Here is a 13827-nt window from a genome sequence, read left to right on the forward strand (position 1 = left end):
GTTACAATTGCAATAGGCAGACTGGATGTCAACGGTGCTGCTTGTACTGATTGGCCGGATAATGTTCCCTTATTTCTTGTATTTCCGCATCCGTTAGGGGTGCAGATGCCGAAGCCTCAATATTGTGCAGCAGCTGTGTTCTGGAGCTTGCTCCAGGGACGACGGCAGCTACCGCCGGATGGGATAAGGCGTATCGAATCGCAGTTTGCGCCATGCTCCGCTCGTCCGTAACGAGGCGGCTCAAGCCTTCACGAATGGCAAGCAGCTGATCGGGCGTATAATCCAGATAACCCTTCTCTACCTTGGAAGCACCGGAATCTGCGAGTACTCCGCTGGCAACAGGTCCGCGGGCAATGACGCTGATCCCTTTTTGTTCAAGCAAAGGCAGCACTTCCTCCTCAGCCCGGCGATCCACGACGCTGTATTGATTCATAATACTGGCTATGGATGATCTCCTTACATATTCCCGAATTACATTAGGGCGTATGGACGATATGCCATAATACCGAATCAGTCCTTCCTGCTTCAGCTCCTCGAAGGCTTCAATCGTCTCTTCAATTGGATCATCCAATGTACCGCCATGCAGCTGATACAGGTCGATATAATCCGTTTGCAGGCGTCTGAGGCTGTCATGGACAGCTTGCTTGATATACGCTTTGGACGGATCCCATGACCAGCCCTCTTTCCCTGGCAATCGGCGGTTGCCCACCTTCGTTGCCAGGATTACCTGCTCGCGGCGTCCCTGGATTGCTTTTCCCACGATTTCCTCATTACGTCCTGCATCATACAGGTCAGCTGTATCCAGCAGATTGACGCCGCGATCCAGTGCCTCATGAATCAGATTTATGGCCGGTTCTACTTCGGTTCCGAGCGACATACAGCCCAGTCCTATTTCTCCGACGTACAGTTCAGATGAGCCCAGACGGTTTTTCTTCATGTGTGTACATCCCCTTTCATACGTTCTGCAAGTATCCATTGTATCATTCTTCCTGGTAAAAATCGCATCCGAGGGGGCAATGGGAATAAACACAGAAAAGCCCGGAACTTGAAGTGCTCCGGGCCTAGCTAATGTACTCACAACGTGAGTCTAATTGATGTCTACTCGCTGTACTTTTTTGCTTCCATTTGAAGAATTTGAGCCTTTCATCATGCCGGAAACCGTTGAAAACAGTTTATTTCTGGCCTGCTTGTTCCTCATCAGATAGGTTACGCCAGCACCAATAGCCGTCATTATAATTCCGCTTTTTTTAGACATGTGTTTCTCCTCCTTAAGGGATTGATGTACATCGTGTCTTGCTTGAAATTTACCCTTTGTGAGGAAAACGAAACGGATATGTCACGCCAGTCATATCTCCTTGGGATGATGCAGGAAACTCTCCTGAATGCGAGCTCCCTAATTATTAACATAAAAAAATGACCCCTAAAAATCAGAGGTCACTTCATTATATCTTTAACTTGAGATCAATCCGATGGAGGTGCTACATGGGTCATTTCTTCATGTTTGTACGTCGAACCATCCGCAGTCAGGTAGAAGTGTCCGATGGGATGCAAATTTTCATCCAGCTCGTAAACAAGAGGAATGCCTGTGGGAATGTTGAGAGCCATGACATCAGCTTCCGACATCTCATCCAAATGCATAACGAGTGAACGAAGTGTATTCCCGTGCGCAGAGATCAGTACCCTTTTTCCAGCTGACACCATGGGTTTGATCTCGCTGTTCCAGTACTCCAGCACCCGCTTGGACGTATCCATCAAGTTCTCGGTACGGGGAATGGTACAGCCAAGACGCTTATACTTGTCCACGTCCTGCACATAACGATCATCCGTCTCATCCAGCGGCGGCGGAGATACGCTAACAGAACGTCTCCACTCCATAACCTGGTCTTCTCCGTATTTGACAGCAGTCTGCTGCTTATTCAAACCCTGCAGAGCACCGTAATGACGTTCATTAAGCTTCCATGTCTTTGTGATCGGAATCCACATCCGGTCCATCTCATCAAGCGCAATGTCCAGTGTTCGAATGGAACGTTTGAGTACCGAAGCATAAGCATAGTCAAAATCAAAACCCTGTTCCTTTAAGATTTTGCCAGCTTTGCGGGCTTCACCGTACCCGTCCTTGGTCAGGTCTACATCAGTCCAGCCTGTAAATCGGTTCTCTACATTCCACATACTCTGTCCATGACGAATTAAAACCACTCTGTACATTGCCGTACCTCCTTCCTCGAAATCATTACCCACATGTTCGGCGAGATATGCCTCAGAAAATGAACTACATTAATAGTATGGAGCCATCATCAGGTAAACGACTACCCCTGTGGAACTAACATACAGCCAAATCGGCATCGTCCAGCGAGCAATTTTGCGGTGTTTCTTCAATTGGTTTGTCCAGCCCCAGACGAGAGTGAACAAAGCCAGCGGCACAATAATGGCTGCAAGAACACTGTGAGTGATCAAAATAAAGAAATAGATGGAGCGAACAATGCCCTCCCCGCCGTATTTGGACGTTTCCGGAGAGAGGTAGTGGAACGACAAATACGTGACAAGAAACAGCAATGTTGTTGAGAACGCAGCAAGAATAAACCGTTTATGGAGCTTTACGTTCTTTTTGATAATAGCAATCAGCGCGGCAAGCAGGAAAATGAAAGTAAAACTGTTAAACACCGCATTGAACCGCGGCAGCACCGTGATATCAAAGGCAACATCCCCTTTGTATCCGATCGAAGGTGCGAAGAACAACAATAAAATAATGACATTGGCAAGAATGGAAATGGTAATAATGATACCTGCAAAATTTTTATTACTTGTCGGGGCGGCCGAATTGGATTGAATATTCGAATCCCCTTTGTTATGTTTGCCCAAAGCAAAATCCTCCTCATATGCTAACTTCTATGTTCTATGTCATTATATCTCGCGGCCTGCCCCCTGTTAAGTGACAACACTCTGAACAAAAAGCACGCATACCCGTTTAAAATGCCCTTAACAGCTCGTTTTCATCCAAATGTCAGCAGTCGCCGGTTTACCCAAAACAGAGTTTATGGTATAATTAAATTAAATAATCACATACGCGTTGAAATCGGAGGAGCCTGTCACCAAGGGCCCCTCTTTGTCTTTTTTATGGCATATTAGGGCTGTTATTCTAGCCTTTCTATGCCATTTTTTTGTGTCAGGACAATGGAATCAAGTGCTCTTGGTGAGGAAATCCTATAGACGCTACTGTTGGGGAGGAGTGCACTTATGGAATTTGTTTTGGTACTTGCATTAATTTTGATTTTCACCAAACTTGCTGGGGACCTGTCCGTTAGACTCGGTCAACCATCCGTATTGGGTAAGCTGATTGTAGGTGTTGTTCTTGGACCTGCCATTCTAGGTTGGGTCCAACAAACTGATTTCGTTCATTATATGGCGGAGATTGGTGTACTTCTATTAATGTTCATTGCCGGACTTGAGACGGACCTCGAGCAACTGAAGAAAAACTGGAAGGCAGCTTTCGCTGTTGCCGTCGGAGGTATTATTCTTCCATTTATCGGAGGATACGGTGCTGCTATAGCTTTTGGAATGTCCCAAACTCATGCACTTTTCTTTGGACTTTTATTCTGTGCCACGTCTGTAAGTATTTCCGTCCAGACACTAAAGGACATGGATCAGCTCAGTTCACGTGAGGGTACTACAATTCTCGGTGCAGCTGTAGTCGATGACGTTCTGGTTGTTGTACTGCTTGCTGTCATGATGAGCTTGCTGGGTACGGGTGCAGGCGACACGTCAATCAGTCTGCTTATTGGTAAAAAGTTATTATTCTTTATTATTATTATCGCTGCCGGCTGGTTCCTTGTTCCTCGAATCATGAAGTGGATGGCACCTCTCAAAGTTACAGAGACTGTTATTACTACAGGATTAATCATCTGTTTCGGATTTTCCTATTTCGCAGAATGGATGGGCGTTGCCGGAATTATTGGTGCATTTGCGGCGGGTATTGCCATTTCTCAAACCACTTTCAAACATGAAGTTGAAAGCAAAGTTGAGCCCATTGCCTATAGTATTTTTGTACCGGTATTCTTCGTAAGTATCGGTCTGAATGTTACTTTTGACGGTGTTGGTTCCCAAATCTGGTTTATCATTGCGATCAGTTTAATTGCTATTGTGACGAAGCTGCTGGGCGGTGGAGCCGGCGCACGGCTTACAGGATTCGATCGCGTTTCGTCCCTGGCCATTGGCTCTGGCATGATTTCTCGGGGTGAGGTTGCACTTATCATTGCCTCAACCGGACTTGCTTCTGGTTTGCTTGACCCCGAATATTTTACCAGCGTTGTCATCATGGTTATCGTAACTACGCTCGTTACTCCTCCTTTGCTCAAAATAACCTTTGCTCGCAAAAAAGGAGAAGCTCGTGTTGAACAAGGGATTGAGGAAGCTCATCTAAATGGATAGTATCACCTTTACCGAATGATGACTATTAATAGATAATTGTTCCTCAATAGAACTTCCGGATGAGACGATACTACAATTTCGAATATTGAAATAGTCCGGGTTTTAACGTTATATTTGTCCTTAGTAAAGAAAATTAGGCCTTGAAGCACACGCCGCTTTGACATATTTTTCACCTTTGATCCAAAATGGTTGGAAATGTTCAGAGCGGCTTTTTGTATTTCTTTCAAGCTTCTAGAAAAACAAAAAAAGACCGCTCCATATACAAGAGGTCTTTATCCTCAACCCGAAAACAGGTTGTCCCATTTTAAGTTAACACACCAACGTAGAAACCGATCGTTATAAACACGACGCACCATATGAATGCCCCGATCCCGGAGATCACTACATATTTTCCGATAGCCATGCGGCTGATGCCGGAGAAGCAGCACATCAGATGGCGAATGCCAGGAATAAAGTAGCCGAGGATAATGGACCAGTACCCATACTTCAGGAACCAGCCCTCCACCCTCCCCAGCCGTTTGGGGTTCACCCCTACCCACTTGCCATACTTTACGACGAGGGGTCTGCCCGCCTTCTTGCCAATCGCGTAGCTGAGCAGTCCTCCCGTAAATGCACCACCAAAGCTGACAATGATCGAAACGGAATAATTCAGGACCGAGATGGAGGCGAGATAACCGACAAAGGTCATCATCACCTCATCCGGAATGGGCATGCCGATGACACCCAGAGCGAGCAATCCGTAGATTGCAAAATATCCATATTGACTAATAAACTCTTTAGCAATTTCCATGACTGACTCGCTCCTTATTTCGGTTCCACGATATCCTTCTCATGAGGCGCCAACACCTGTTTCAGAGATGGGAATCGAATTTGGCTGACCATTAAACCGGATAATACAACGATAACAAGATAGGCTACACCGTGGGTGAAATAAGGACTCCAGAGCGCGAAAAAGGACATCAGTCCGCCTGCAAACGTAATCGGCATTCCGACGAAACCTACACTTGCTGTTTTCTGACAGTTGTAACGGGCCAGACGCAAGGCGCCACATACTGGGAACAATGCCGTCAATGCCATACCAAGCACACTTACTTCGTTCATGGAGTTCAGATACAGAATCAGCACCGGGGCTGTTCCGAAGGAAACGACATCAGCCAGAGAATCCAGCGCCTTGCCGAACTCCCCTTCACAATGCAATTTTCGTGCAGCAAAGCCGTCAAACAGATCAAAGAACATGGCAACCCAAATCATCGTCACGGCCAGTGCAAACTCGCCATGAATGGCCATTATGACGGCGAGCATGCCAGAAGTTAAATTGCCCAATGTTAAAATGGACGGTAAAGATTTCATAAGACTTGACTCCCTTTCGTACTAAGCATTAGGAAAAATAATATAAAAGCGGACTCCGTCCGGCGTGTTCTCCACTCCATAACTGCATCCGTGCAGATCAAGAATCTGCTTCGCGATGGCCAGGCCCAGGCCTGTTCCTCCCATTTTGCGATTACGTGATCGTTCTACCCGATAAAATCTCTCCCAGATATACTGGCGTTCAGCTTCCGAGATCCCTTCGCCTTTATTCTCGATGGAGATTCTTACCTGCCCTTCCAGCCTGCTGATCTCTATCATAATATCGGTCTGCGGCAGCGCATGACGTATAGCATTCATCATCATGTTATAGATCACTTGCTCCAGCTTGCTTCGATCTCCTTCAACGGTCTGCTCTGTGGTGGAGACAAGCACGATTTCGAGCCCTTTTTCCTTCAGCTGCGGGCCGAGACGCCCGGCAATCTCCTCGATCATGTCTCCAAGGACAACTGCACCGGTATTCAGCTTGATCGCCTGTGATTCCAACCGAACGAGATCCAGCATTTCTTCAACCATCGTCTCCATTTTGACCGCTTCATCCGCAATGATCTCAATGTAACGCTCCCGCTTGTTCTCACTGACTCCATCCTTCAGCCCTTCGGAATACCCCTTGATGATACTGATAGGCGTTTTGAGTTCATGCGATGCATCGGCAAAAAATTCACGCTGCCGCTGTTCAATCCGCTGCTTCATCTCCATATCGGTCCGCATTTGACGATTCGCCTGTCTGAGTTCCTCCAGCGTCTGCCCCAATGTGGTGGACAGAGCGTTCAGGCTATCGGACAAACTGCCAATTTCATCATTGCGTTTGATTGGTGATTTCACGGAGAAGTCAAGCGTCGACATCTTTTTGGCCACATGGTTCAAAGCCAGTAAGGGTTTTGTGACAATTCTGGACAATAACAGGGAAAGAAACAGAATCAGCACAAATGCACCCATACCAAAATATGCATAGAACAAACGTGTTGCTTCATTCGCTTCCCTCATCTCCTGCAGAGAAGTCAGGGAAAAAATAAGCTGCTGCTGAGGCCCGTTTTTGTGGACCGGAGCAATGGTAATCACATTCCGAACACCACTCCAGCTATCCGTCCATTCTTCATTAAGCATCTTGCCACTCGCCAAACTGAGCTGGTCTTCCGTTGAGAGAGGGAAGCGGCTGTCCAGGGCCTGCACAAGCAATCCCTGTCTCTGACTCCATGTACCCAGATTGGGAAGCACCACTTCGGTCAATACGCCAGACCATTCCTGAACCGGCTCAGAGAGCTCCTGAAAGTCCTCCGTACCTCGCGCGGCAGAGTTGTTGTCCTGGATTTTCAACGGATAGACCATCGGTTCGTTCAGCCCGCTGGCCGGACCTGTGACAGTGAGCTCCTGACCATATTTCAGATGAGTGGCAATCCATCCCGCGTTCTCACTATTGATGAACAAGGATAGGGAAACCTTCACCTGACTACCATCCTCGCGGAGCAGAGTAATGTGAAACGGATCGTTGACCAGTTTGCCCGTACTTGTCAAAATCACCAGATGCGACTGATTCTGACGCATGAACTTCCCGGTTTCCTTGGCCAGTTGTATACTATCCCAATGCCCTCTGGAATACTGCTGTTCAAATTTCGCCAGTTTTTTCTTCATGCTGCTGATCTTCTGATGCTGGTAAAAGTCCGGGAACCAGACCAACTGGGCAGTCACTGATGTTCCATATAAGAGGAGCAGAAAACCAGCCATAACCAGAAATAGCTTCATCGTTACGCCATTACGTCTCATGCCTCAGCCTCGAATCGATATCCCGTGCCAATCACTGTCCGGATACACTTGGCTTCATCCCCTAGTTTGCTGCGCAGCTTCTTGATGTGCGTATCCACAACGCGGGAATCACCATCAAAGTCATATCCCCAGACCCGATTAAGGATTGCATCCCGGGATAAAACGATCCCCTGATTGCGTGCCAGGTAGAGCAGCAGCTCATACTCTTTGGGAGCAAGCTCTACCTCCAGCCCATTCATCTCCAGTCGTCTCGCCCAAGGATCAAGCAACGCGTGACCAAACCGGATCACACCCTGTTCTCTGCTGATTGCACCTTCGACTCGCTTCATTAATGTCTCTGCACGCGCAACCAGCACACGAGGGCTGAACGGCTTCGTTACATAGTCATCGACACCAAGGTTAAATCCGTGGATCTTATCATCATCTTCAGACCTTGCGGTCAGCATTATAATAGGTACGGTGGATTGAGACCGAATATGCTCACAGAGCGTCCATCCATCCATTTCAGGCATCAGCACATCGAGAATGACCAGATCCACTTCATGCAGATCCAGCAGTTGGAGTGCTTCAATTCCATGCTCCGCCTCGATTACATTCCATTGTTCCTTTATAAAATAATCGGCCACAATTTCACGAATGCGGCTTTCGTCTTCCACGAGAAGCACTGTTCTCACCATGGCCGACTCTCCTTTTATCTTTCTTCTGTTAACATACCGATTCCATGTGTCGTTCATGTGTCCATCCATGTTCTGGAATGAACTCCATGTTATATACGATTAATACCCCATATAAGTTACTCAATTCGCAGCAATCCACACAAAAAGGCGGTTGCCAACGAGCCACCTTCGCCCATTGACAACCACCCTTCAGCTGAATCCAAGTTCTCTTTCCAGGTATCGCTTACCGCATCCGCTATTAGCGTTGTTGCTCCAAGCGGTGTGCCGCGTGCAACGTCGGGCCAACAAAACGATTAAGCGGGAATCCGCCAGCAATCGCTTGAGTAATGAAGGCTTTGCCTTCACGTACAGCCTCTTTTACAGACAGACCGCGCGCCAAACCAGCGGTAATCGCTGCAGAGGTTGTACAACCCGCCCCATGCGTATAACCGGAACCAACAACATCGGCTTCATACCATTCGTAGTTTTTGCCATCATAGAGAAGATCCATCGCTTTACCTGGGGTAATGACGCCTCTGTCCTTGATCAGGACATGCTTCGCCCCATGGTTGTGAATTACAGCAGCTGCTGCTTCCATCTGTTCCTTGGAACGGATCGGTCCGCTCTTGGCCAATTGGGAAGCTTCAAACAGGTTTGGAGTAACCAGATCAGCACCCGGCAGCAAAAATTCAATCATTGCTTCCGTATTTTCAGGCTGCAGCACCTCATCTGTACCTTTGCAAACCATTACCGGATCGATTACGATCTGTGGCAGACCGCTGCGGCGAACATGCTTCGCTACCAGTTCAATAATATCTACGGAACCCAGCATTCCCGTCTTCATCGCATCAAAACCAATTCCGTCCAGAACGGTACGAAGCTGTGCTTCCACTACATCCAGAGCCACAGGGAAAACCTGGTGGTCCCATGTTTCAGGCTCCATCGCCACAACCGTCGTCAGAACGGTCATACCGTACACACCAAGCTCCTGGAATGTTTTCAAATCAGCTTGAATTCCTGCGCCGCCGCTTGTATCTGAGCCGGCTATTGTCAATGTTTTTGGAATCGTCATGGTAGTCGCATTCTCCTTCATGTTTCAGTTGACATTATCCTATCCCTTGTACGAGCGGATGTCAATGGCATCTGAAGCCATACGAAGCATGGTTTTTCGAGCATTTCAGTTCACGTCTTTTGTCTCCAGCCGAACCATGGACAGGGAAGCGATCCAAAGGCCGATAACGCCCAAAGTTAATGGAATCACAATAATGGAATTGATAGAAACACTCGGTCCATTCACGCCGGAACACACTACGAGGACCAGGAAAATGGATGACACCATGGTTGCCGTGACCGAGTGCTTTCGCATGCCGAAAAACAGCGGGATCAATGCCATCGCAGCAGCAGACAGCGAACTAATCGTATACTTGATCAGCAATTGAAGTGCTTGATCACCCGTCAGTTCATCCGCAATAAAGGGATAAAAGTGATCTGTTGTCAGCAGGATTGCTCCCATTAGCAAGTTGGTAAACATAATCATGAAAAAGGTAAAGGCAAACACGATAATCAGCTTGGCTCCAATAATTTTGTGACGTTTAATTGGATAGGTGAACATCACATTCATCGTTTTGTTGCTATATTCGCTAATAATCAGCTTCGATAACAAAGCGCCTCCAAAAATAATAAAGGTCGCACGGGCAATTGTATCAATCAACATAAAGGAGAGAGGATACGTGGTGAAGGCATAATCTTCTGCTCCCCAGTCCACCACACCAATCATGATCAGAAACAACAGAATCCCCACATTGGCGATAGCTGCATATCCGAAATTACGAGCAAACCGGTGTTTTCGCATTTCGAGAAAAATAAGTTTAAGCAACGTCCCCATCCCCCTTCACCAGGTTTAGAAAGTGTTCCTCCAGCGAATGGGACCGCTTGATAATCGACTCAATCTCAACACCATGCTGAACCAGAATGCCTGTTAATTGGGATGGAGATACACCTGGGTCATAAATGCGAACTGTACGATCATCAACCAATTTATAATTTTTCAACTCAAGCTGATGCTCAATAACATAAGTCGCCTTGCGGCCATCCATCACCTGCAGCTCGATATATTCGCTCTGAGTTCCACGAATACTCTCCATGGACACTTCCTCGACCAGACGACCGCCACGAATTACCCCTACCGTATCGGCAATTTGCTCAATCTCACCCAGGATATGACTGGAGATCAGGAGAGTAATTCTGTATTCCGTACTGAGGCGTTTGAACAGATCGCGCATTTCTTTAATTCCAACCGGATCAAGCCCGTTGATGGGTTCATCCAGAATGAGGAACTCCGGTGTTGTAATCAGTGCACGTGCAATACCCAGCCTTTGCTTCATTCCCAGAGAGAAGTCCCGTATCGGTTTCTTGCCGGTATCCTTCAGACCTACACTCTCCATCATATCGACGATAACCTTCTTGTTATGAAACCCCATATATTCGCAGTGAAGCTCCAAGTTATCCATGGCGGACAGTTTATCGTAGAAAAAAGGATATTCAATAATGCTACCTATCCGCTTAAGCACTTCATAAGAGTCAGGGGTAAGTTTCTCCCCGAACATTTCAATCTCCCCAACGGTGGGCTTAACCAGATTGGTCAACATTTTCATTATTGTCGTTTTCCCTGCGCCGTTCGGCCCTAAAAATCCGTATATTTCACCTTGCTTGATATTCATATTGACGTTGGATACGACCTCCGTGCCTGCATAGGTTTTGGTCACACCAATCGTGCGTGCAATATATGTCATCGTTTCCTGTTCTCCTTTACGATCCCTGACGGGTTCTTATATCTGTATTGTAAAGAGAAAAGTCTGCTTTTTTATTAATCAAATCTTACAAAAAACTTAAGTTCCTCACAAAAAGGCAACTAACGAGATTTTAGAGAGATTCTAAATGAAGTCCGCTCATAAGGTACACTGCGCAGTTCAATGCGTCCTCCCATCCGCTCGACAAGCCGCTTCGTGATGGTGAGGCCAAGCCCGCTTCCGTGATAGAGACGGTTACGGGAATCCTCCAGCGTATACATGCGTTCAAAAACACGGTCTTGTTCTTTTTCCGGAATGCCCTTACCCTTATCCCAGATTTGCAGCAAGACCTCTCCATGATTCGTTTGTTCAAGCAGCAGGCCCAATACCTTACCGTCCGCCCCATATTGCATTGCATTCGTAATCAGATTATCCAGTACCCGGTCGAGTGCATCCTCATTGCCGGTCACGAAGAGATCACTCTCAGGAATGGACAGCTCCACCTGCAGACCCTGATTCGTTAACATTTCATAAAAGGAGAGCATCTTCACCCGGCACAATTCACTAAGATTTATTCGAGTCAATGCAAGCTCCGTATCCCCTGACTCCAATTTCGCCAGATCAAAGAAGGAATGGATCAGACGCAGCACCTCCTGCGCTTTATCCTGAATCTTGCTGATCATACCTTCCCGTTCCTGATCGGTTAATGAAGAGCTATGGAGCAGCGTTTCACTATAACCCATCACTACCGTGAGAGGAGTTTTCAAATCGTGGGAGATGTTGGAGAGCATATTGCGGATCTCCTTCTCCTGATTGGCATAACGGGCACCCGTTCGGTGTGCGTAATCCAGCAATTCGTTGATATCCCCCAGCAGGCGGCGGATCTGTGTATCGCTGCTAAAGACCAGCAAACGCTCATATGTCCCCTCTTCCAGAATGCCTCCGAGCTTCTGATGAATATATGCCAATTGCCGGCTGCGCTTATTCAGCCTCACAGCAAGTAAAATGACAACCATGAGGAGAGCAACGGTTAAGATGGCCAATAGAATGATCACTTGGGCTCCACCTCCAGCTTATAACCGATCCCCCACAACGTTTTGATATACTGCGGTTTTGATGGATCTGTCTCGATCTTTTCGCGCAGCCTCCGCATGTGTACATTAATGATATTTTCGTCCCCATAATACGGATCGTTCCAGACAGATGCGTAAATCTGTGCCTTTGTAAACACTCTGCCAGGATGCGTAACAAACAACTTTAGAATGCCAAATTCCTTGGATGTCAGTCTTACAGGGATGCCTTCCCGCTCCACTTCATAGGTCTCCATATCCACCACCAGCCCGCCAATTTCGATCCGTTGATCCTTGGCTGGTGCAGAGGTAACCTGTGGTACCGTATAGTTGGCGCGGCGAATTGCCGCCTTGATTCGCGCGGTCAATTCGATGAGGGAGAACGGCTTGCTCAAATAGTCGTCTGCACCGAAACCAAGCCCCAGTGCCTTGTCCACTTCCCCATCCTTTGCAGATAAAATTAAGACGGGGATAAGACTGGCAGCTCTGATGGTCTGCAGCACGTCCATGCCGCTTCGGTGCGGCAGCATGAGGTCCAGAATGACCAGATCAAACGCAGGCTCCGCTTGTTGAAACTTATGCTCTGCCTCTAATCCGTCATATGCGTACGTGACGCTGTAGCCCTCTTTCTCCAGATATGGTCCAACCATCTCACTAATTGAACGATCGTCTTCCACAAGCAACAAACGGTGACTCGACACGTGATTTCCCCCAACTTCTTTGTTTTCTTTTATTACCTCACAGTTCACCTGAATTGGCAATGCGGAAGCGCCACTTCTTCGAACATCACTTAAAATAGGTACAAAAAAGGCAGGAAGCCACCTATATTCAAGGTGACCCCCTACCTTTTCGATTATTAATCCATCTATGTTGTCTCGCTTCGTATCCAGCAGAGACCAATCGTACCCGCGCCTGCATGAATGCCTACCACAGGGATAAAAGGCATGATTTCCGTCTTCAATCGGGGAAGCAGATCAGCAATTTGCTGCTTGATCGTGATGGCTTCTTCCTGATTATCGGCATGCATGATACACACATGTTTTACTTTCTCCATGTCTACCTTTAGCACCTCTAACATGCGCTGTTTGGCTCGTTTGAAGGTACGAATCTTCTCGTTCACGACGACCTTGCCCTCTTCAAATCGCAAGAGCAGGTGAATTTTCAACAATTGGCTGAGTACTAGCTGTGTGCCTGAGACGCGCCCACTGCGGTGAAGATGCTGCAGACAGGCCGGAATGAGATAAAAGGACATGTTGTCCATCATCTGTTCGATGTGAAGCTTGATTTCAGCTACCGTACATCCCTGTTTCTGCATTTCCACGCCTTGCAAAATCATCTCCCGCAGCGGGTAGGCTCCCGCTCTGGAATCAATTGCCGTTATCGATACTCCAGCAATCTCTGCCGCCTGCATTGAAGTATGCAGCGTTCCGCTAAGTGCAGTTGAGCAGTGAATGGTAATAATCTCATCATACTGACCTTTTAGCGATTCATATAGTTCGATAAACTCACCTATAGGCGGCTGAGAGCTGCTTGCCCTTGCTGCCTCTGCAAGCTTCTCATAGAACTGTTCGGATGAGATTTCCTCGGTTTCCCGATAGCATTCCTCTCCAAATACAACGCGCAGCGGTACAATGTATACGTGATTTTGCTCTGCAAACAGCGGATCGAGTGTGCTGGTACTGTCGGTAACCCATGCAATTTTTTTCATTCCAACCTTCTCTCTTGCCGGATTGTTGAAGCTGTATCCTCCATCGTCAG

At 47.3% G+C, this 13827-nt stretch carries 15 protein-coding genes; 1 reads left to right on the forward strand and 14 read right to left on the reverse strand.

Annotation, left to right across the window (positions count from 1 at the left end):
- Positions 1–28 precede the first annotated feature (28 nt).
- The 4 genes from MHB82_RS25860 to MHB82_RS25875 all read right to left on the reverse strand — a co-directional run bounded on the left by MHB82_RS25860 (position 29) and on the right by MHB82_RS25875 (position 2859).
- Positions 29–937: an aldo/keto reductase gene (locus tag MHB82_RS25860; RefSeq protein WP_341176177.1), complete on the reverse strand. Its 909-nt coding sequence runs from the start codon at positions 935–937 to the stop codon at positions 29–31.
- 150 nt (positions 938–1087) lie between these two features.
- On the reverse strand, positions 1088–1255 hold the full coding sequence (locus MHB82_RS25865; RefSeq protein ID WP_341176178.1) for a hypothetical protein: 168 nt from the start codon (positions 1253–1255) through the stop codon (positions 1088–1090).
- Between the two features lie 206 nt (positions 1256–1461).
- Entirely contained in the window at positions 1462–2205 is a 744-nt protein-coding gene (gene gpmA, locus MHB82_RS25870; RefSeq protein WP_095361729.1) for a 2,3-diphosphoglycerate-dependent phosphoglycerate mutase, read from the reverse strand.
- 69 nt (positions 2206–2274) lie between these two features.
- A complete protein-coding gene (locus MHB82_RS25875) occupies positions 2275–2859 on the reverse strand; it encodes a DUF420 domain-containing protein (RefSeq protein WP_176476205.1) in 585 nt (194 codons plus the stop codon).
- Positions 2860–3234: 375 nt separating this feature from the next.
- On the opposite strand from MHB82_RS25875, the gene MHB82_RS25880 reads away from it, so the two are divergent.
- Positions 3235–4425 carry a cation:proton antiporter gene (locus MHB82_RS25880; RefSeq protein ID WP_341176179.1) on the forward strand — a complete coding sequence of 397 codons (1191 nt, stop codon included), beginning with the start codon at positions 3235–3237 and terminating at the stop codon, positions 4423–4425.
- A 304-nt stretch (positions 4426–4729) separates the two neighbouring features.
- Here MHB82_RS25880 and MHB82_RS25885 read toward each other — a convergent pair whose 3' ends face one another.
- From MHB82_RS25885 to MHB82_RS25930, 10 genes are all read right to left on the reverse strand, one after another.
- Positions 4730–5215 carry a VTT domain-containing protein gene (locus MHB82_RS25885; protein WP_183526140.1) on the reverse strand — a complete coding sequence of 162 codons (486 nt, stop codon included), beginning with the start codon at positions 5213–5215 and terminating at the stop codon, positions 4730–4732.
- Positions 5216–5229: 14 nt separating this feature from the next.
- Complete coding sequence (gene pssA / locus MHB82_RS25890; RefSeq protein WP_095361727.1) at positions 5230–5775, reverse strand: CDP-diacylglycerol--serine O-phosphatidyltransferase; 546 nt, start codon at positions 5773–5775, stop codon at positions 5230–5232.
- A 21-nt stretch (positions 5776–5796) separates the two neighbouring features.
- Positions 5797–7554 (reverse strand): sensor histidine kinase, encoded by a 1758-nt coding sequence (locus MHB82_RS25895; RefSeq protein ID WP_095292325.1) that lies wholly within the window; start codon positions 7552–7554, stop codon positions 5797–5799.
- Complete coding sequence (locus MHB82_RS25900) at positions 7551–8231, reverse strand: response regulator transcription factor (RefSeq protein ID WP_095361726.1); 681 nt, start codon at positions 8229–8231, stop codon at positions 7551–7553. The genes MHB82_RS25895 and MHB82_RS25900 overlap by 4 nt, the downstream gene beginning before the upstream one ends.
- A gap of 238 nt (positions 8232–8469) precedes the next feature.
- The gene (gene thiD, locus MHB82_RS25905) at positions 8470–9282 is read right to left on the reverse strand and encodes a bifunctional hydroxymethylpyrimidine kinase/phosphomethylpyrimidine kinase (RefSeq protein ID WP_095292321.1); all 813 of its coding nucleotides are present in this window, start codon (positions 9280–9282) and stop codon (positions 8470–8472) included.
- A 105-nt stretch (positions 9283–9387) separates the two neighbouring features.
- Positions 9388–10086: an ABC transporter permease gene (locus MHB82_RS25910; RefSeq protein ID WP_341176180.1), complete on the reverse strand. Its 699-nt coding sequence runs from the start codon at positions 10084–10086 to the stop codon at positions 9388–9390.
- Complete coding sequence (locus MHB82_RS25915; protein WP_341176181.1) at positions 10079–11002, reverse strand: ABC transporter ATP-binding protein; 924 nt, start codon at positions 11000–11002, stop codon at positions 10079–10081. The genes MHB82_RS25910 and MHB82_RS25915 overlap by 8 nt, the downstream gene beginning before the upstream one ends.
- Before the next feature lie 119 nt (positions 11003–11121).
- Positions 11122–12015 (reverse strand): sensor histidine kinase, encoded by an 894-nt coding sequence (locus MHB82_RS25920; protein WP_341176699.1) that lies wholly within the window; start codon positions 12013–12015, stop codon positions 11122–11124.
- Between the two features lie 35 nt (positions 12016–12050).
- A complete protein-coding gene (locus tag MHB82_RS25925; protein ID WP_426643450.1) occupies positions 12051–12719 on the reverse strand; it encodes a response regulator transcription factor in 669 nt (222 codons plus the stop codon).
- Positions 12720–12934: 215 nt separating this feature from the next.
- Complete coding sequence (locus MHB82_RS25930; protein WP_095361722.1) at positions 12935–13777, reverse strand: DegV family protein; 843 nt, start codon at positions 13775–13777, stop codon at positions 12935–12937.
- Between the last annotated feature and the right edge of the window lie 50 nt (positions 13778–13827).

The sequence above is a fragment of the Paenibacillus sp. FSL K6-2862 genome, assembly GCF_038005125.1.
Taxonomy (GTDB): domain Bacteria; phylum Bacillota; class Bacilli; order Paenibacillales; family Paenibacillaceae; genus Paenibacillus; species Paenibacillus illinoisensis_A.